This is a genomic window from Humisphaera borealis (assembly GCF_015169395.1).
GTDB classification, from domain to species: domain Bacteria; phylum Planctomycetota; class Phycisphaerae; order Tepidisphaerales; family Tepidisphaeraceae; genus Humisphaera; species Humisphaera borealis.
Genome location: NZ_CP063458.1, coordinates 1148985 through 1168446, shown reverse-complemented (window position 1 = coordinate 1168446; position 19462 = coordinate 1148985). Strand labels below are relative to the sequence as shown.

General features: G+C 63.4%; 15 protein-coding genes. 4 read left to right on the top strand and 11 right to left on the bottom strand.

Annotated features, from left to right (window positions below):
* Nucleotides 1–536 precede the first annotated feature (536 nt).
* Both IPV69_RS04390 and nrdR read right to left on the bottom strand, forming a co-directional pair.
* Complete coding sequence (locus IPV69_RS04390; RefSeq protein ID WP_206293700.1) at nt 537–2684, bottom strand: flagellar basal body P-ring protein FlgI; 2148 nt, start codon at nt 2682–2684, stop codon at nt 537–539.
* Between the two features lie 218 nt (nt 2685–2902).
* A complete protein-coding gene (nrdR, locus tag IPV69_RS04385; RefSeq protein WP_206293699.1) occupies nt 2903–3538 on the bottom strand; it encodes a transcriptional regulator NrdR in 636 nt (211 codons plus the stop codon).
* 316 nt (nt 3539–3854) lie between these two features.
* On the opposite strand from nrdR, the gene IPV69_RS04380 reads away from it, so the two are divergent.
* A complete protein-coding gene (locus IPV69_RS04380; RefSeq protein ID WP_206293698.1) occupies nt 3855–5222 on the top strand; it encodes a DUF1552 domain-containing protein in 1368 nt (455 codons plus the stop codon).
* Nucleotides 5223–5463: 241 nt separating this feature from the next.
* Here IPV69_RS04380 and IPV69_RS04375 read toward each other — a convergent pair whose 3' ends face one another.
* Both IPV69_RS04375 and accD read right to left on the bottom strand, forming a co-directional pair.
* The gene (locus IPV69_RS04375; RefSeq protein WP_206293697.1) at nt 5464–5796 is read right to left on the bottom strand and encodes a hypothetical protein; all 333 of its coding nucleotides are present in this window, start codon (nt 5794–5796) and stop codon (nt 5464–5466) included.
* A gap of 251 nt (nt 5797–6047) precedes the next feature.
* Nucleotides 6048–6917 (bottom strand): acetyl-CoA carboxylase, carboxyltransferase subunit beta, encoded by an 870-nt coding sequence (accD, locus tag IPV69_RS04370; protein ID WP_206293696.1) that lies wholly within the window; start codon nt 6915–6917, stop codon nt 6048–6050.
* Between the two features lie 404 nt (nt 6918–7321).
* Here accD and IPV69_RS04365 point away from each other — a divergent pair, with 404 nt between their 5' ends.
* Entirely contained in the window at nt 7322–8254 is a 933-nt protein-coding gene (locus IPV69_RS04365) for a sugar phosphate isomerase/epimerase family protein (protein ID WP_206295636.1), read from the top strand.
* 145 nt (nt 8255–8399) lie between these two features.
* Nucleotides 8400–9149 carry a 3-keto-disaccharide hydrolase gene (locus IPV69_RS04360; protein WP_206293695.1) on the top strand — a complete coding sequence of 250 codons (750 nt, stop codon included), beginning with the start codon at nt 8400–8402 and terminating at the stop codon, nt 9147–9149.
* Here IPV69_RS04360 and IPV69_RS04355 read toward each other — a convergent pair.
* The 4 genes from IPV69_RS04355 to IPV69_RS04340 all read right to left on the bottom strand — a co-directional run bounded on the left by IPV69_RS04355 (nt 9136) and on the right by IPV69_RS04340 (nt 12570).
* On the bottom strand, nt 9136–10596 hold the full coding sequence (locus IPV69_RS04355) for a hypothetical protein (RefSeq protein WP_206293694.1): 1461 nt from the start codon (nt 10594–10596) through the stop codon (nt 9136–9138). The two genes, IPV69_RS04360 and IPV69_RS04355, sit on opposite strands and share 14 nt — an antisense overlap.
* 120 nt (nt 10597–10716) lie before the next feature.
* Nucleotides 10717–11631, bottom strand: coding sequence for a Spy/CpxP family protein refolding chaperone (locus tag IPV69_RS04350; RefSeq protein WP_206293693.1), 915 nt, complete (start codon nt 11629–11631; stop codon nt 10717–10719).
* A complete protein-coding gene (locus IPV69_RS04345) occupies nt 11628–12038 on the bottom strand; it encodes a hypothetical protein (protein ID WP_206293692.1) in 411 nt (136 codons plus the stop codon). The genes IPV69_RS04350 and IPV69_RS04345 overlap by 4 nt, the downstream gene beginning before the upstream one ends.
* Nucleotides 12022–12570: an RNA polymerase sigma factor gene (locus IPV69_RS04340; protein ID WP_206293691.1), complete on the bottom strand. Its 549-nt coding sequence runs from the start codon at nt 12568–12570 to the stop codon at nt 12022–12024. Before IPV69_RS04340 ends, IPV69_RS04345 begins: the two co-directional genes overlap by 17 nt.
* A gap of 357 nt (nt 12571–12927) precedes the next feature.
* Here IPV69_RS04340 and IPV69_RS04335 point away from each other — a divergent pair, with 357 nt between their 5' ends.
* Nucleotides 12928–13851 (top strand): sugar phosphate isomerase/epimerase family protein, encoded by a 924-nt coding sequence (locus IPV69_RS04335; RefSeq protein ID WP_206293690.1) that lies wholly within the window; start codon nt 12928–12930, stop codon nt 13849–13851.
* 28 nt (nt 13852–13879) lie between these two features.
* On the opposite strand, the gene IPV69_RS04330 is transcribed toward IPV69_RS04335, so the two are convergent.
* The 3 genes from IPV69_RS04330 to IPV69_RS04320 all read right to left on the bottom strand — a co-directional run bounded on the left by IPV69_RS04330 (nt 13880) and on the right by IPV69_RS04320 (nt 19279).
* Entirely contained in the window at nt 13880–14758 is an 879-nt protein-coding gene (locus IPV69_RS04330; protein WP_206293689.1) for a type II secretion system protein, read from the bottom strand.
* A gap of 161 nt (nt 14759–14919) precedes the next feature.
* Nucleotides 14920–15708 (bottom strand): type III pantothenate kinase, encoded by a 789-nt coding sequence (locus tag IPV69_RS04325; protein WP_206293688.1) that lies wholly within the window; start codon nt 15706–15708, stop codon nt 14920–14922.
* Nucleotides 15709–15784: 76 nt separating this feature from the next.
* Nucleotides 15785–19279 (bottom strand): hypothetical protein, encoded by a 3495-nt coding sequence (locus tag IPV69_RS04320; protein WP_206293687.1) that lies wholly within the window; start codon nt 19277–19279, stop codon nt 15785–15787.
* Nucleotides 19280–19462: the final 183 nt, after the last annotated feature.

The window sequence follows — 19462 nt, the reverse complement described above, 5'->3', positions numbered from 1 at the left end:
GACGTCGCCCGCACGGGCTGGAAGCCCGTGTCACTGACGGGGCCGCCAGAACGTGCGGATCACTTGAGCCGGCGCCGTGGCGCGAAGCGTCGGGTGACCTTTATCGCCGCCGAACGAACCCGAGATGCGCCACGCGTACCGGTCGTCAAAAATCAGCTTGACGACCGCGCATCCCGAAATACAATGTTAGCATATTGTACGGATTGGCCGCCTGAGTTCAAGGAGATTCCGCTTCGTGCGGATGTCAGCGAAAGAGACAGATGAACGGATGCGGTGGTGCCTGCGTTTACAGCCGTTCTCACGACGGTGTAGCGGGTTGGCGCACTTGTGGTGCGGGCTTCAGCCTGCACATTCGGGTGCAGGCTGAAGCCCGCACCACAACAAGGCTACTTCACCAACTCAAAAGACCGGTCCAAGATAACCGTTGCGGGCATGTGCAACCGTTTGCGCCAGGCGAACGCCGGCCGCCGGTCGCCACGGGTAACGGCGTACCGTTACCCATGCCACCCAATCAAAGAACGCCGGTGTGACAGACGCTAAAACTTCGGCGCGTTCGACTGACCCGCGGCCGGGGCGGCCGGTTGCTGTGGGGCGGGTACGGGCTGGGGGCCGGGATCGCGGGCGCCGACCTGTGGCGTGCCGCCGGTCGTCAGGGGTTGCGGCGGGCCGACGGGTTTTACGCCGGTCGACGAGCCGGCATTGGTGCCGGACGTGCCATTGCTGCCCGTGCCGGTCGAGCCAACCGTGCCAGTCGAACCGCCCGGACTGGTCGTACCGCCACCCTTGTTCGGATCTGTGCCCGGGACGGAAACGCCGGGACCCACCTCGGCCGGCGGGCCAAACTGCGGGGTTTCGCCGGGCAGACCGCCGCTGGCGATCAGGCCGGCGTTCTGCAGATCGTCACGCACCCGCTGCGGTTCCTGCATCAGGAATGCCGTGCGAATCAGTTCCCCGTTGCTCTTGCGGGCGGTCAGTCGTGAGGTGTCGGCGAGGGTCTGCAGGATGGCGGCGACCTCGCTGTAGCTGAAGTTGAGGGTCTCGTCTTCAGCGCCCATGCCGCCGAGCCGCGCGATCACCATGTCCAGGTCCTGCTGACTTTCGACCGCCACAGGAGCGGGCCGCATCGGGTCCCGGAAGAAGATCGTCACCCGCCCGCGCTGCCGCGTCGCCAGGGTGAGCCGGTTGTCCATCGTCGTGAAAGGCACCGGCAGGTCCAGGTCGGGGATTCGGCCCATCAGCGCGATCCGCGGCTTGCCGGTTCGGGTGACGTAGATCAGCGGGGGGGCGTCGCAGGGAACGCGGTCGAGCAGGAACTTCTGGTTGTTGGGCGTCCTGAGGGGCGCGACCGGCGTGCTCATGATCGCCGAGTCGTTATTGCGAGCCAGGATCAGGTAGGCCTCGATCCGAACCTGCGCCTCCGGGCTGACCAGCAGTTCGCGCAGCATCGAGTTGAGCGAATGGCTCTTGGGCAGCGCGCCCAGCGTGCGGATGGCGGTGATCTGGAACGGATGCCCGCTGGCACGGGCCATTTGAATGAGTCGTTGCTCGGCGGCGCCGGTGTCATCCCGGATGAACGCCGCCGCCCGGGCCGCGTAATACGCGACCGCCTGGTCGGGGTGGTTCAGCAGCGGACGAAGCGCCGGCAGTGCGTGCGAACCGATGCCTTCAAAGCAGTAACTGATGTCCTCGAGCCGCGCGCCAGGGAGCGTCGCTGCCTCGGCGAGCTGGCGCGATTTGCGAATGTTGAAGTCGGCGTCGTTCCGCACATACATATGGCGGACAACTTCCGCGAAGTGCGCCCAGTCGCCGCGGAAGCTGTGGGGAACGTAGAGGTCGACAATACCTTCGTTCTGCGCCTTGGCGACCTCGTCATTCTGGAAGCGGTAGTCCACCAGCGCTTCGATGCTCCGCGACATCGTCGATTGCGGCTGCCGCAGCTGGAGCATCAGCGGGCGGTCCTTGATCACCCGCGCATTGAACATGATCGTGCCCTGGCGAAGGCTCGCCCGGGCCTGCGGCGACAGGTCGCCGGGGTTCTGCAATGCGTAAGCCGTGTTGACGACGACCGGCCCCTTCACGCGGACAAAGGTGTTCACCGCGCCCGACGGGTTGTCGACGTCGGCGCCGCCTTCCTTGAGATCGGTTTCGAACAGCGTGCCGTTGCCGAGGCTCGTGGTCTTGTTGCCGGCCAGGCAGGTGACCTGGGCGTCGATGAAATCGTCGCGGCGTGCGCCAGGCGGGATGAACGCATCAACCCGGACGATCGCGTAATTGGGGTTACTCAGAACGTCGCCCGGTGTGATCTTCTCGAACCCGGGAAGGAGTGCATCGCCAAACCCGCGGCGAGCGATTTCCTTGACCATGTACTGCCGGACCACGTTCGACGCGGTGCTGTCGCCGGTACCCCGGAGCTGGCCGACCAGGCCGTAACTCGAGACGTTGTACGGCTGGGTATTGATCAGCTCGGTTTTCTCATAGATCGTCCCTTCCATGAAATCGGGAAGGTTGACCGCGTCGGGGAGCTTGGTGAACCGCTCCTTGGGCTTGGGCGCTTCGGTCTGGTTGGTGCAGCCGGTCGTCAGGATGCCCGCGACGGAAAGCGTCGCGGCGGTCAGGGCGATCCGGAAGGATCGCACGGCGGATCGGCGACGAATCGACAGCGCGGGCGTTGGCAGACACATCATGGGTGGGACCCTCCGGACTACACATCCCCAAAACTTCACATCGTCGCGGAACTTCATCAATCAGACTTCACGGTATCGGGCAGGATTCGACATCGCTCGATGGAGCACCAGATTCGGGTGGCATGGGCAAGCGTACTCGCTTGCCCGTGGCGAACGCTGACGGTCTGGCAACACGGGCAAGCGGGTACGCTCGCCCATGCTACCCATGCGTACAGGCACTAATCGACAACCGGCAACACCACGGGCGCTGCCGAGATCGCCGGGGTTCTGGGCTTGCGCGGTTTGCGCACCGGCTTACCTTCCGGTACGTCGGCGGCGGGGTGGCCGTTCGACGGTTTGGCGGCGGGGGGCTCGACGAACAGTTTCCCCTGCCCGGGGACGTCGTCGTAGTGCCGGGCGTCGATGACCGCCTTGGCCTCGGCGACGAGGTCTTCCAGTGTCTTAAACTCCCGGTACACACTGGCAAATCGCACGTAAGCGACCTGATCCAGCCGGCGGAGCTTGTCGATCACCAGTTGGCCGATCTCCGTCGAGGGAACCTCGCGGTCATAAGCACCGCGCACCTCTTCCTCCACCTCATCGGCGATCCGGTGCAATTCCTCTTCAGGAACCGGCCGCTTGAAGCAGGCCCGCTCCAGCCCGGCCATGATCTTATCTTTGTCCCACGGCACCCGCCTGCCGTCTTTTTTGATGACCATCATGCGGGTGGTCTGCTCGACCCGCTCGTACGTGGTGAACCGCTTGCCGCAGTTGACGCACTTACGGCGACGACGGATCGACTTGCCGTTGTCACACGTGCGGGAGTCGATGACCTGGAGGCTTTCTTTTTCTGCAGCGCAGAACGGGCAACGCATGGTCCACGCTAGGTTACAGGGATGCCGTTCACAAGGCAAAAGTTAGTGGTTCGGTCGGGGCAGATCACAACGGGTGGTAGCACCAAGGCGGACTAGATGTCGATCCATTGCTATTTCTCACGAATTGCAGTGCGTAAGACTTTCATCGGTCCGAACATTCAAAGGGTAGATCGACGTCTCTTTGATCTATGCGATGCATATGGAATGCCTATCGATCCGCGTGCAACAAGTAGATTGTCGTCTGCTATGATGAGGTGTCGGGTTCGGCATGAGGTCGGGCCCGTCGTTCGCTTACTTCCGCCGTACAGGAGCCTTCATGTCGAGCAAGCCAAGTCTCTCCCGCCGTACCCTGCTCCGTGGCCTTGGCACGGCGGTGGCACTGCCCATGCTCGACGCGATGCTCCCCGGCAACGGCATCCTGCAGGCCGCCGCCACCGGCCGGCCGAATGTCGCCGGGGCGCCGGTTCGGTCGGCGTTCATGTTCACCCCCAACGGCGTGAACTACCCCGAATGGCTCCCCAAAGGCGAAGGTTCGAACTACACGCTGTCCAAGCTGCTGAGCCCACTTGAAAAGGTCAAAGCCGACATCAACGTGCTTTCAGGCCTGACGCTCGACAACGCCCGCGCTAAGGGCGACGGCCCCGGCGACCACGCCCGGTCGGCCGCGGCGTTCCTGACCGGCGCTCACCCCAACAAGACCTCCGGCCGTGACATCCGCCTGGGCGTGTCGATCGACCAAGTCGCCGCCGGGCAGATCGGCAGCAAAACCAAGCTGCCGTCTCTCGAACTTGGCCTCGATAAAGGGCAGATCGCCGGCGAATGCGATTCGGGTTACTCGTGCGCCTACGTCAGCAACATCTCCTGGCGGTCGGAAACGTCGCCGATGCCGAAGGAGATCGATCCCCGTTCGCTGTTCGATCGGCTGTTCGGTGCCAACGGCCCGCAGGCGACCGCCGCCGACAACTCCAAGATCGTCCGCCAGCGCAAGAGCGTGCTCGACTACGTCGCCGAGGACGCCAAGCGGCTTCAGTCGAAGCTGGGCTCCGGCGACCGGATGAAGCTCGACGAGTTCACGACCAGCATCCGCGAGATTGAGAAGCGGATCGACTTCGCCAAGGCCAAGGATGTCGCCCCCGTCGCCAAGCCGACCATGGATCGCCCGGCGGGCATCCCCGGCACGACGCAGGAGCACATGCGGCTGATGGTTGACCTGCTGGTGCTCGCGTTCCAGATGGACCTGACGCGTATCGCAACCGTCATGGTCGCCCGTGACGGCAGCAACCGGAACTTCCCCGATCTGGGTATCACCGAAGGGCACCACAGCCTGAGCCATCACAGCGGCAACCCGGCGAAGATCGATTCGATCCAGAAGATCGACATGTTCCACATGCAGCAGTTCGCGTACTTCGTGCAGAAGCTCAAGAGCGTGAAGGAAGGCGACGGCACGATGCTGGACAACACGATGCTGATGTGTGGCAGCGGCATCGGCGACGGCAACCGGCACAACCACGAGAATCTGCCCATCGTCTGGGCCGGCGGGGCCGGCGGCCAGGTGAAAACCGGCCGTCATATCGCGTTCCCCAAGAACACGCCGCTGTGCAACCTGTACCTCAGCATGCTCACCATGGCCGGCGGGAAGGCCGACCGGTTTGGTGATAGCGATGGGTTGATCAAGATGGGTTGATGCGTGAACCGTAGGGTGGGCTTCAGCCCACCGCATCGCATTCGATGACGGTGTGTGTGCCTTGCGCAGTTGCGTCGCCTGATTTGCGGTCGCACGGCAGGTGCACAGTCTTCAGCGGCGTTTAGAGTTGAGATCGACGGGGGCCGGCAGGGGGAGCGCTCAACGAACCCGCTCGCGCAAATCGAACACACCAGGTGGCAGAGAGGGGCTTGGTGGGCTGAAGCCCACCTACAAAGACAAATCACAGAAGGTTCAGCAGCTTCTTCGCCGCCGCGCCGTGGTCGGCAACGTTGGCACCGCCTTTAACGCGGTACTTCACGCCCGCCAGCCTGAGCTGGCACAGGTTCATCCGGTTGTATTCTTTGAGTGCTCGCTCGATCTCGGCAAGCATCGCCGATTCGTCGATCGGCTGCTGGGCGGCGTTGGCGGCGGGGTCTTTGCTGGGGAGCCGCTGAACGGTCGGACGGTCTTCGCCGCTGTTGTCGTCGGCGAACTGCATGGCGAGATAGATGTCACGCTGGCCGTTGAACCAGCGGACTTCATGCCACTTCTCGGCTTTCTTCCAGAAGAACATCCTCGTCGCCGTCCTTTCGCGTGATGCCGCACGCGACCCGCTTTTCGAACTCAGATCCTCATGATCCGACGCGATGCGAACCCGGCGGTTCGCCCGACTTATTCTCGGTCACTTACCTATACACGCTGAAGCGTCGAAGGTTATAGGGCCTGAACGGGGTAGTCACTGAGGACTTGTCACTTGTTGCTTGTCACTGGTCACTTGCGACGGTCTGCGCGACCTCAGCACTTAGCACTCAGCCCTTCCTACTCCTACTGCTCGTCGCTCGTGCCTGTGTAATCCACCAGACGGGCGATCTCTGATCGCAAATCTTTGCGGTGAACGACGAAGTCCACGAAGCCGTGCTCTTTCAGGAATTCGCTCCGCTGAAAACCTTCGGGCAGTTCGACCTTGATCGTGTTCCAGATGGTCCGCGGGCCGGCGAAGCCGATGAGCGCTTTGGGCTCGGCGATGATGAAATCGCCGAGCATCGCGAAGCTGGCCGTCACACCGCCGGTCGTGGGGTCGGCCAAGAGCGAGATGAACGGCAGCTTGGCGTCGTCGAGCCTCGCCAGGGCGGCGGACGTCTTGGCCATCTGCATGAGCGACAGCGTGCTTTCCTGCATGCGCGCTCCGCCGGAACACGAGACCACAAGCACCGGCAGTTTCTCGGCGATCGCGTCTTCGATCGTGCGGGTGATCTTCTCGCCGACGACGCTGCCCATCGAGCCCATCATGAACGTGGGGTCCATGACCGCGAGCATGATCGGCCGGCCCTTGATGAAGCCGCGGCCGCAAATGACGGCGTCGCTGTTGCCGGTTTTGCGCTGCTCGTCCTTCAGGCGGTCGGCATAGGTTTTCTTGTCGGTGAAGCCGATCGGATCGACCGGCTGAACATTCGTGTACCGCGCTTCGAACGTGCCCGGGTCGCAGAGCTGTTCGACGCGGACGCTCGCCGAGATGCGGAAGTGGTACTGACAGCCCGGGCAGACGTTCAGCGCTTCCTCCACCACTTTGCGGAAGAGCATGTCGCCACACTCCGGGCAGCGGAGCCAGAGACCTTCGGGAATCCCTTCCCGCTCGGGTTTGGGGGCGTTCGCTTCCTGGTGCAATTTCATCCCGTCGTTGGGGATCGGCGGCATCTGCAACTCCGTCTCGACAGCGGCAGCCTCAACTGAAAGTGCCGCGAATGAGCCCGTCGGCTCGCAAACCACAATTAGAAGAGTTCCGCCTCCGATTTTCAAACAGTCAGACGATTCACGACGCCTGCGAGCGTCACAAAAGCCTGCAAGTCGCGGGAAGAACGCACGGGCGCCTCGCAGGTATGCGTGGGGTATGCCGGGTCACGGCATTAGAGTCTGCCTCAAACTGTCCGTCATAATCGACGCCAGTCGGTAGTCTGGTAAGTGTCTCATGGTACAAACGTTCCCCGTCGCCGGGGGTATTCATTGGGCACGCGGTCATCGGAGGCAAGAAGGTGAATCCAACGCAGTCTCAACAGGTTGTCGCTTCTCATACAGGTACGTCGCTGTCGCGGAGATCGTTCATGGCCACCACGGCCGCATCGGCGGCAATGCTGGCCGCGGGCTCTGGGACGCTGGCGCAATCTCCCGCTCCTGCCGCCCGCCCGGCCAACGCCCCCTTCGGCTATTGCCTGAACACCAGCACCGTGCGCGGCGCCAAGCTCGGCATTGATGCCGTCGTCGACATCGCGGCCCGCGCGGGATTCAACGGCATCGAGCCGTGGATCAGCGAACTGGAAGAGTTCGAAAAGAAAGGCGGCTCGCTGAAAGACCTGGGCAAGAAGCTGGCCGACAACGGTATCGCCGTGCCGAGTGCGATCGGGTTTGCCAAGTGGATCGTGAATGACGACGCCGAGCGAGCCAAGGGCCTGGAACAGATGAAGCGCGACATGGACAAGGTCGCGGCGATCGGCGGAACGCACATCGCCGCCCCGGCGGTCGGCGCGACCAAGCCGGAAGACCCTGCGATCGACCTGCTCGCCGCCGGTGCCCGCTATCGAGAGGTCTGCAATATCGGCGACCAGGCCGGCGTCATTCCGGAAGTGGAGGTCTGGGGCTTCTCTAAAACCCTCACCCGCCTGGCCGACGCAATGATGGTCGCGATCGCCTCCGGTCATCCCAAGGCTTGCGTGCTGGCCGACGTCTACCACCTGTACAAAGGCGGCTCCGACGCCGCGGGCCTGCGCCTGATCAACGGCGCGACGATGAGCTGCATTCACTTCAACGACTACCCGGCCGATCCGCCGCGCGAGACGATCACCGATGCCCACCGGATTTTCCCCGGCGACGGCGTCGCGCCGATCAAGCAGATCCTGACGACGCTGCGTGACACCGGTTTTCGCGGGTATCTGTCGCTGGAACTGTTCAACCGCGACTACTGGAAACAGGCACCGCCGAAGGTCGCCGAGGCCGGCATCGCGAAGATGAAGGAAGCGGTCGCCAAAGCGTTTGGTTGAGAGAGTCACTTGTCACTGGTCTACGCCTGATTGCGCCGCAAGTGACAAGTGACAAGTGACAAGTGACAAGTGACAAGTGACAAGTGACAAGTGACAAGTGAACGTTATAGTCATGCACAATCCGGACCAATCAAGGAGATTTCCCATGCCGCGCATTCACCGTCTTATCGCCTCTGTCGCCGTTGTCGCCGGTCTCGGCGTCGCGGGTAGTTCGCTTCTGGCCCAGAACCAGGCTGTCCGCGACCAGATCGGCGGGATCGCCAATGCCCAGGGGTCGGATGTCGAAGGGGGCTACACCCAGCTCTTCAACGGCAAAGACTTCACCGGCTGGCGGTATGGCATCACCAAGGGGAAAGACGGCAAGGAAGGCGAGAACAAAGCCGGCAAGGGATACCAGATCAGGGAAGGCGGGATTCTCTACTCAACCAAGTCCGACGGCGGCAACCTGTACACCGCCAAGGAGTACGGCGACTTCTCGTTCCGCTTTGAGTTCAAGCTCACCGCCAACGCGAACAACGGCATCGGCATCCGCGCCCCGCTGACCGGCGACTCTGCGTACCAGGGCATGGAAATCCAGGTGCTGGACGACAGCGGCTCGGCGTACACCAAGCTGCGACCCGAGCAGTACCACGGCAGCGTCTACGACGTGTTCGCCGCCAAGCGCGGCAGCCAGAAGCCCGTCGGCGAGTGGAACACCGAAGAGATCCACGTGCAGGGCACGAAGGTGAAGGTCACCGTCAACGGCCAGGTCATCACCGACGTCGATCTGGCGACCGTGACCGACGAGAAGGTCCTCAAGAAGCACCCCGGGCTGAAGAACGCCAAGGGGCACATCGGCTTCCTCGGCCATGGCGCCGAGGTGGAGTTCCGCAACATCCGCATCAAGGAACTGTGATCGCCAGCGAGCCAGGGATCACCACGCCCGCCAGTTGGTGGGGCTGTGATCCCATGCGCACGCGCCGGCCATCGGTACACTTGCCGACGATCATCGCGGCCATCTGATCGATCGCCTTGTTCAGCCGGGCGTCGCCGGGCCAGGCTGCGCGCAGGGACTGCAACTCGGGGAGCGCTTCGACGGTGACGCCCGCCGCGTCGAACTCGTCGAGGGTCGCCTTGATCGCCGGTCGGGCGACGGCGTCGAGTTCGGCACGTTCGGCTTTTCGGTCGGGCGGCAAAGCGGCGGCAAGGTCGCCAAGCGCGCGAAGTATGATCACGTGATACACCGTCCGGGCGTTGTGCGCATCCAGCCAGCGGCCGTTGGGGGCCTGTCCCGGCGCGACGCCGACGCGGAACTTGCGGACCGCGGCGTCACGATACTTCGCCTCGCCGCTGGCGCGGTATGCGTGCGAGAGCAGCGACACTGAGAAGGCGTTGTAGTTGAAGTTCCCACAGCAATGCTGGGCGATCGCCCAGTCGGCCGCTCTCAGGCCTGCCTTCGTCCAGGCGTCGTTCTTATGCAACTGCCCGGCGGCGATCAGTGCCACGCCGCAGACGCCAGTATCGAACTGCGTCCCGCCGTCGGGGTCGGCGGTGACGACCCAGCCGTCGCGAATCTCGATCGTGCCGGCGCCAATCTGACGGTCGATCATCTCGCCGAAGCGGATGTTGCGGCCGCGCAGGTCGGGGAAGGGAAAATGCCCATCTGCTTGCTGAAGCCCGAGCAGGATCTGCGCCGATCCGCCGGCAAGCTTGTCGAGGCGAGGCAATTCGTCCGGCGCGTGGCGGGCGATGGCGGGGCGGACGGTGGTCGTCGCGTCGAGCAGATATCCGTAAAACCGCAGCATCTGATCGGGCAACGGCCGGCCCGCGGATAGCTGCTCGACGGCGCGGCCCTCACTGGCAATGGCCGCCAGGAACAGCCGGGTGGCATCGGCTTCGGGCATCGGCTTGGGATCGACACGCACACCAACCCGCCGGCCATCAGGCACACCTGCCTGGTCGCCGAGCACCGCGAGCATGTCGGCGGTGACGGCACGAACGCGGGCAGGGTCGTCGGACTTCATCGCATCCGAAAGCTTCACGGCGAGGACCCTGGATTGCTCCGCCATCGCCGGCGTCGGTCGGGCGAGTGGCTGTCCGGCCATCGACCACCCGCCGGGATCGATGCCCACCTTCTTCTCCAGATCGCGCAACCGGCCGTCGGAGTCGGCTGGAAGGGCGGACTTGAACGACTGGGCCAGCGCTTCTACTTCGGCAACGAGCGACTTGTCATTCCGCTCACGGGCGATCTGCATCGCCATCCGCAGTCGCGCCTCGGCGTCCTGCTGCGACAGACCTGCCGTCGCGGTGGAAGCAACAATCGCCGTGAACGTCGTGAATACAATAATAAGGATGGGTCGCATATCGATGCCCGCGTGACGGTGGGATCAAGCTTCGAGCGTTGAAAGTCAAATCGCCCCGTCATCGGGCACGTTCGATATTCAACGCTCGATATTTAATGTTCGGGGATTTCGAACGGCCGATCATTTCGCCGGCTTCATGCCAAGCTTCTGCTCGGCGTACGTCAGGATTCTGCCGACGCGAGTGGCGTCCTGGTTGGATTTTGCGTCTTCGAACGCGTCCTTGGCCTTGAGCAGATCGCGCAGCAGCGGCAGCGAGATCACGTCCTTGGCCTTCTCGGTAACGGCCTCGAACCGTTCCTGCAGCGTGGGGATGTCGGTGTTGCCGGGCTCAAACTTGCTGAAGTCCTGGGCCTCGGCGGCTGCGTCCAGTTTGTCGACCTGGGTGTCGGCAATGAGTTTGTCGATCGCGGCTTCGGCGGCGTCGACCTTGCCGTCCTTCAGGAGCGCCTCGATCTCGCCACCCCGTTCGTGCAGGGCAGGGGTCGCCGGAATGCCGAGTGTATCGATCGCCTTGCGCAACCGATCGACCTTCGCCGACAGCTTCGCCGGCAGATTCCCCGGCTCTGAGGGCTTGCCCGGCTGCATTGGCTGCAGTTTCTGAACCTGATCTGGCGTCAGCACCTTGCGCACTTCGATGAGCGTGCGGAGCTGCAGTCGCTTGACGGCGGCTTCGGCATCCAGGAGTTTGGCCAGCGCCGCCTCGGCGTCCGCCGGCTTTACGTTCCCGTCCCGCACGAGTTTGACGAACACCTCCTGCTGTTCCCGGACCGACCTTTCGAGCGGGCCGGCTTCCTCGCGGGCGGCGGACATCAGCTTGTCGATCGCCGTCTCCTGATCGGTCGTGAGTCCGAGCTTTTCGCGGGCATCGCGCATCGCTTCGGGCTGCGGCAAACCGCTGGCGGCGAGGATATCCACCCCCAACGATCGCGACGGCGTCGCCGCCACCGCCGCCCCCAGCGCCAGCACTGCCAGGACAGTCCGGCGGAACGGCCGAAGCTTCGTCGTCATCACACGATTGGCAGGAATCGAATTCATGGTAACTCCAGAAAACGGGGTGAGGTCAGGAACGGATCACTGGGAGATTGAAACGCCAGGAGCGATCGAGTCCTGTCGTTTGCCGATAAATTCTCGGTGGGCACGCCCGCGAACAACGGCTGTGACGGGCCGTCGAACAACACCGGCAGGCGTAAGGCAAGATCAGAGGGTGAAGATGGCGGCGGCGCCGACCATCGGACCGCGACGACCGCCAGTCCGGCAACGCAGGTCGCCGCAAACGCCCAGCGGAACCAGGACGCCAACGCGGTGCCGGTCCCGTCCGACGTGTCACGCAGTCGACCGGCCGGTCGGGTGGAGCTCGGCTTCCACGGCGGCACCACTTCGTGGTCGCGACGCCGCTGGGCCTGAAAGAGGGATCGAAGTTCGTCATCAGGCGTGGTTTGCATCGCAGGCCTCCTTCTCCAGCAGTTCGCGCAGTCGCGATTTGCCGCGTTCGTAGTGCTGCCGGGCGGAACCGATACCGACGCCCATCACATCCGCCGCTTCGCCGATCGTCATGCCCTGGTAGAACGTCAGGTGAAGCACTTCTGCCTGGCGCGGCGACAACTGCCCGAGCGACCGTCGCAGAAGATCGTCCTGCTCGTTCCGCTGGGCCGACATCGGCGGCGTCGGCTCCGGCGATATCTCGACCGCCTCGGGCCGCGATGCCGCGCGACCCAGCAGTCGCTCCAGCAGCGATCGCCGCGACCGGACCGTGCGATGGTCCTCCATCGCCGTCAGCCGTATCACACCAAACCACCAGGTCTTCAGGGCCGACCGCCGATCGTCCGGCGGCGTGCAGCGGGCTTCGGCCAGTTTCAGGTAGGCGGTCTGCAGCACGTCTTCCGCGCGGCAACGGTCGCCGCGACAGCAATGCAAAGCCCAGCCGAATGAGTCGGCGTGCAGCGCCTCGAGCGTTTCGGCCAGATCCGCGTCCATTCAGTTGCAGTTGAGTGACTTGTCGGCTTCTTTCATATGACACTGGTGGAAAATGAACAGCTCGATTGTCTCAATGGGGCGCTCGTCGCCGGGCGCGGATATAACTCATTTCATCGATAACTTCTGGGTGCGATGGGCTGCGGTACTCCGCTGCCCGTGGCAACGCCTGACCCTCTCACGGCCACGGGCAGGCGAGTACGCCAGCCCATGGCACCCGAAAAGTAGGCCAATACAAAACATCTACGCTACACCCACCGTGCGCTCGATCGCGGATTTGACAGACTCGATCGCAACCGGTTGAGATACATGGGGCAAGTACACGTCAACGCCCGCATCAGGCATATACGGAGGATGATCATGGCCACGAGAGACCTGCGGTATCAACGCTCCGGGTTACCGCTGCTGGCGATGCTGATGCTGCTGGCGGCCGTCCCATCGGCCCGCGGAGAGCCGGCTGCCAAGTCCGTCTATGCCCGCGACAACCTCGTCGCCTGGTGCATCGTGCCGTTCGACGCGAAGAATCGAACCCCCGGCCAGCGGGCCGACATGCTCAAGCAACTGGGCTTCAAACGATACGCCTATGACTGGCGTGCGCAGCATCTGCCGACGTTCGAAGCGGAAATCGGCGAGTTGAAGTCTCGCGGCATCGCGCTGCAGGCGGTCTGGTTCCCCACATCCCTCAACGCCGACGCGAAAACGATCCTGGACATCCTGAAGCGGAACGACGTCAAGACCGAGCTGTGGATCACCCTTGCCGACCGGTTGCCAGCATCAACAGACCAGCTGGCAAAAGTTACCGCGGCCGCCGAAGGTGTGCGGCCGATCGCCTTGGCGGCAGCGGCGATCGGGTGCAAGGTGGGCCTTTACAACCACGGCGGCTGGGGCGGCGAACCGGAGAACCAGCTCGCCGTCGTCCAGGCACTGAAACTGCCCAACGTCGGCATCGTCTACAACCTCCACCACGGCCACGATCACCTCGACCGGTTGAAGGACGTCCTGCCGAAACTCAAACCGCACCTGCTGGCGATCAATCTCAACGGCATGGTCGCCGGCGGCGACAAGAAGGGGAAGAAGATTGTCGTGCTCGGGCAGGGGGACGCTGACCTGTCGATCCTGAAACTGATCGCCGACACTGGCTACACCGGCCCGATCGGCATCCTTGGTCACACCCAGGATGACGCCGAGCAACGCCTGAAGGACAACCTGAGCGGCCTTGACTGGCTCCTGCCGCAACTGGAAGGCAAGCCTGCTGGAGAGAAGCCGGTCCCGGTGACCAAATGACATCCTGGCGACAATCGGCCGCCTCGGCTCAATAGGTGTACTTGGTGAAGGTCCGCCCATTGGCCGAGACGCCGTTCTGGATCGTCAGGCCCGGAAACTGGGCCATGCTGAAGGCATCGGGTTGGGCGGGATCCTGATGACCATCAATGTAGGTCTTGATGAGGCCCGGCCCCCGGCTCACCCATTCCACGTGGCCGTCGCAGAACCCGATGTTCAAGCCCGCGGTGCCATGGTTGTTCCACTCTTCGGGCCAGTTGTTCATGCGATCCGGTGCCGATCCGTCCTGGTCGGAATCGAGAATCAAGATCGACGTTTCGGGCTTGATGAGCGTGTTCATCCGCTTAAGAACGCCGTCGGCGGCAGGATCGGCGGGGTCGTATTCCAAGTCTCCGGGCTTGAGCCCGCGTTGTGCATTCACGCGACCCACGGATCGCGAATTGACGATCGTCCCGTCCGCCCAGATTCCGTCGCTGTACCAGGCAAACGTCTCATACGAATGTCCGAACGTTGCTTGGCCGTTGGCGGCGACGAACGCCAGGTCTCGCAGGACTGGCTTCGGATACAACGGCGGCTTGGAATACAGCACATCCGGCCGAATCGAGTTCTGTGTCGACGGGCAGATGGTAACGCGATAATCCGACACGTACTTGGGAAACAAGAAGGTGAACGAATCGGCTCCGCCGCCGTCCGTCGGGATCAGCGCACCATTGCCGGTCGTGAGTTCGGTCGCCCGAACAATGGCGGCGGTGGTCAACGTGCGAATGTTGGCGACGCAGGCGGTCCGCCTGGCCACTTCGCGTGCCCGGCCGGCGACCGGCACGAGAATCGAGATCAGAAGGCCGATGATCCCGATCACGACCAGGAGTTCGGGCAGCGTAAATCCGGCGCGCACGGCACGACGAAGCATGGACAACCTTTGCGTTACGAGGCAGCGGAACCGCATCCCCCGAACAAGCTCGCGTCGGTCGGTCGGCGCGATCTCGGGAAACACGCCCGTGCACACTACCGGCGCAACTTGAAGGTCCGGTCAATGCCTCGTAAGCAAAGGGTCAATCATGAGACGGCTGTCTACTCGCTGTCGTGCTTGATGTGATGATCCGCATACGCCTTGGCGATGCCGTAGAGCGTAAGGTCCGGGGTAATGCCCGTGACGATCTCCCAGCCGGAAAACAGCGCCTGGGCGTCGCCGCCGGTGGCGACGACTTCCGGCCATTTGCCCATCTGGGTGGCGTAGGCTTCGACGATCTCCTTCACCATGCCTCGAATCCCGTGATACACGCCGTGCAGCATGGCCTGCTTGGTGTTCTGGCCATACGGTTCATCGGGGGCCTTGAACTCTTCGGTGGTGATCAGTGGCAGGGCGGCGGTGCGTTCGTGGAGCGCATCAAGCTGCATGCGCACGCCGGGCGCGATCGCCCCACCAAGAAACTCGCCGGCATCGTTGCAGGCGCTCAGCGTGATGGCGGTGCCGGCGTCGACGACGACCGTTTCCATCTCCGTCTGCTCGTACGCGGCGGCGACGTTCAGGATGCGGTCAATGCCGGTCTTCTCGGGCTCATCGGTCAACACCTTGATGGGCAGGTCCAGGTCTTTGCCCACCCAGACGACACGCCGATCGATCCGTTCCGAGACAACATCGCTCAGGGCCGACTGCACGTCGGGGTTGACGCCCGCGGCGACGATGGCGGCGTTTTCGCGCCCCGAGATGCGCTGCCAGGCGCGCTCGACCGCCTGCGCCCACTCCTCCCGGCGGACGACGGCAATGCGTTCGACATCGCCGGTCAACTCTCCAGCCACGAATGACCCGATGGCCACGCGGGAGTTGCCGACGTTCACTACGACGAGATTGATTTCCATGCCGCTATAGTAGGGTCCACCTTGGCGGACGCGAAGCGCCATAGACCGTCACGTCCGCCAAGGCGGACCCTACCTATCAACCCGCGACCGATGGATCGGTTCCGAGCATCCCGGTCAGCTCGTCCAGATACCTCGGCGACTTGGCGCGTTCCAGTTCCGCCGTGGCGAGCTTGCGGCGGCCTTCGAGGTCGAGCACCTTTGCCTCGGCGGTGTACGCCGGCAGCTTCAGGAACGCGTCGATGTACTTCGCGTGGCGCGACCAGAGCTTGATGTCGACCTGCTGCTTGGCGGCGAGACGTTTCTTGTACCAGTCGCTGCCGAGCAGATACTCGCGGGTGAACATCTTGCGCACGTACGGATCGTGAACGGTCGCCCCCTCGTAACTGCCCTTGGCCATGATCGACAGGAGTGCCCGTAGCGGCGGACAGGCGTCGGCGATGGAGCCGTCTTCGAAGTACTCGTTGGCCACCCGCTCGTGTGCTTCGCAGATGTTTTTCATTCCATCGACAAAGCTCTCGATATCCTGCGTCTCGGGCTTGAGCAGGGTTTCATCGAACACCTTCGACGGGTTGTCGAACAGCCGGCCGAAGAAGGTGCGCACGAAGCGGTACGTAATGCGGTAGCCGAGCCGGCTCGACAGGATGGTCTCGCCGTTGAACGTCATGTCAGGTACCGGCTCGAGGTACCCCTCGGCGATGAGGTACTTGGGGTCTCGCTCTTTGGCCGACAGACGACACCAGATCTCAGGGACGAGCAGGCTGATGTCGTGATCCACGCGCACCTTCGGCCCGACCACACCTGCCGCCGTCGAGAATCCGGCCAGCCCGGTGAGGATGTAGCTGACCAGCGCGTTGTTGAGGTCGACGATCGGCCGAAGGGCGTTGAACGGCCCCTTGGTCAGCGCGCCTTCGGAGCCTGCGCCGGTCGTGCTGGGGCTCTTGCCCGTCAGCGACGCGACGAAGTCCATGAACAGTTCCGGCAGTTCCTGGTAGTGAATCGGGTTGTAAACGGCGAGCGCGCGAATCTGCGCGGCGGGCTCGGCGGCGTTGTTGCGGCGGCCGATCAGCACGGCGTCCACCGGCTTGAGCACGGCCTGATCCCCTGGCACCGCCTGCGCCAGCCGCAGCCCCTGATACGCGACATACTTCGGCAGAGGGTCGAGCATGTCCGGCCGCGTCTGCAGGTAACGTGGGTTCTTGGTCGGTTTGCCGTCCACGATGCGCGGCTCCGACGATGCCACCACATACGCGTTCGACTCCTTCGCCGCTCCCTTGAGCAGGTTCTGCATCGGCTGGGTGAACTGGTCAAACTCCGTGACCCGCTCGACCATCTTCTTGACGCCGGCCGGATCGATCGGCTCGTAGTTCGAGAAGAAATTGTCGGTCCGCGACATGTCGATTTCGGTCTGCTTGTCGAGCCCGCGATGGACGGCATCGTCCGGCCGCTGGAACAGCCGGTACTCGCAATTCTCCGAGAACTTGAAGCTGGTCACGCCGGCCGGGTTCTTCAGCGGAACCCGCTTCGACGGCACGACGACCGAAGCGGTGATGTCGTCTTCCGTCTGCACCTTGGCGGCGGCGGCGAAATCCTGGCGGACCTTGTAGGTTCGCCAGGCATTGCCGGCCATGAGGCCGACGCGCAGGTAGGTACCGACCAGCTTGCGGTTGTGCAGCTTCAACTCGTGACCGGGGAAGCCGTTGACGATATCCACGCCGAAATGCTCGCGCCAGTTGTCGCCCCACTCGGCGCGGTAGAACCGCTTGATGATGAAAATGATCGGGTAGATGTACGTCGGCAGCGACGCCAGCCACGCGTTGTACTCGTCGGTGTAGCTGCCGCTGGGCGAAAGCAGCTTGATCACGCTGCCCAGCGACCGTTCGAGGCTGAGGATCTTGCGGCTGTCGCGGCTGGAGTAGTCGGGTTTCTCCGTCGAATCGCTCTTCCAGCGGTCGCTGTAATCGCGATTCATCACTTCCTCGACCACCTTCAGGTCGGCATCGAGATCGGAAACGAAGATCGGACCGTACAGCATGTAGTCGCGGATCGACTTGCTGATCTCGCTCTTGCCGCCGCCGGAGACCGTGCACGGCTTATGACAGAAGACGCCGTCGCCGTTGGAACCGATGATGCGCCAGCTCGGCGCGCCCGGGTGCTTCTCGATATGCAGCTTGAAGCCGGACGGGTTGATGTAAAACTTGCCCGGCTCCATCGCGATGGCGCGTTCCTTGCCGTCCTTGGGGGTCCACCAGATCTGCTGGCGGGCGACGCTGGCGCGACAGCCTTCCGGGATGTACACGAGCCGGGGGTACTCCTTGTCGATGCCGTAGCCGTCGGGCATGACGTCCATCATGTGGCCGTAATCGCGAACGACCTCGGCAAAAGTGCGGCCGTTGCCACGCTTGGGGTCGGGGTGGAACTCGTCGCCGAAGCTGTAGCTGGCGAACGCCAGCGCGCCGCCGGCGTGTTCTTCCTCGGTGTTGCCGTAGAGGTTCGTCGCGTAGCTGATCTGCGTCTTGACCTCTTTCTTGCAGTAGCCGTAGTAGTTGTCGGCGATGATGGTGACGATCACGCCGGCCTCGGTACGGCAGGTGATCTTGAACGCCGAGCCGTCGTTGTACTTCTCGGAAGGGTCCTTCCAGCACATGGAATCACGGCGTTGCCGCGGGGTGGCGTGCTCGAAGTGAGGCAGGCCGAGCTCTTTCTTTGTCAGCGAAATCAGGTGCGGCGCGAGGATGACGCAGCCGGTGTGGCCGGTCCAGTGCTCGGCGTCGAGCCCGGCGTCGTTCTTCGGAAGCGATGGATCGCCGGCGTTGCCGAAGATACTCTCGACGAAGTCGAGGTTGCTCACCAGCGTGCCGGGGGCGAAGAACCGGACCTCCATCGTTTTTTGCGGGCAGACGCCGGGTACTTCCGGGCAGACCAGCGGGCGCAGCAACAGCGAGACAAACGTCTTCGGCGGGTCGTTTCGGCGCGCCGAGAACGGCAGGGTCATCAGGTCGTCCGGGGGATTGACCGCGTGCCGGAACAATTCGGCGAACACCTTCTTCGGCACCGCCTTCTTATCCCCGGCGATTGGCAGTCCGCCTTCGGCAACATGGAAGGTGCCGGCGGTGGTGCGCTTGTCGTTCTTGGGGTTGTGCAGCACGCCGTTGCGAACGCGGTAGCTGTGCAGCAGGGGGGAGGTGAAGTCATCGCCGTCGGCCGGCAGCGACAATTCGCGGGCGATGCCGTGCCGCGCCAGCACGAGCGTTTCCGAAGGCAGTCGCGGCGCCCAGGAGAGGCCCAGGTCGGCCAGGTGCGTCTGGAGGAACGTCTCGATCCGGCGATCCACCGGGCAGCGATACTCGAGAAGTTGCCGGGATTGTTCGCGGTAGCTGTCGAGCATCGCAGCGGCGGTATGGGCAAGGAAGCCGTCGTCGCCCGACGTATCTCCCCCGGCCGATGCAAGCCCGTTGGCGGCGAGCATGAGGTTGACGGCCCGAACCCGGCTTTCGCGGGTTTCGGTACTGTCGTGGACGGCCCCAACGACGTCATCTGATTGAACGATCCCGAGTGTGCTGGACAGATCCATCCGACGCTCTCCGAAATTAAGGATGCTCGAAGCCGGCCGCATACACCGCTTCCGCCGAGGCACCACGATCGCCAGACCTTTCGGCCTGAGGGCATGGTAAAGACCGCGCCGGCCATGCTCGCAGGTGAACATGACCAGCCTGTGAAGGCCGTAAGAGGTTGTCGGCGAGAAGAATAGAAACTT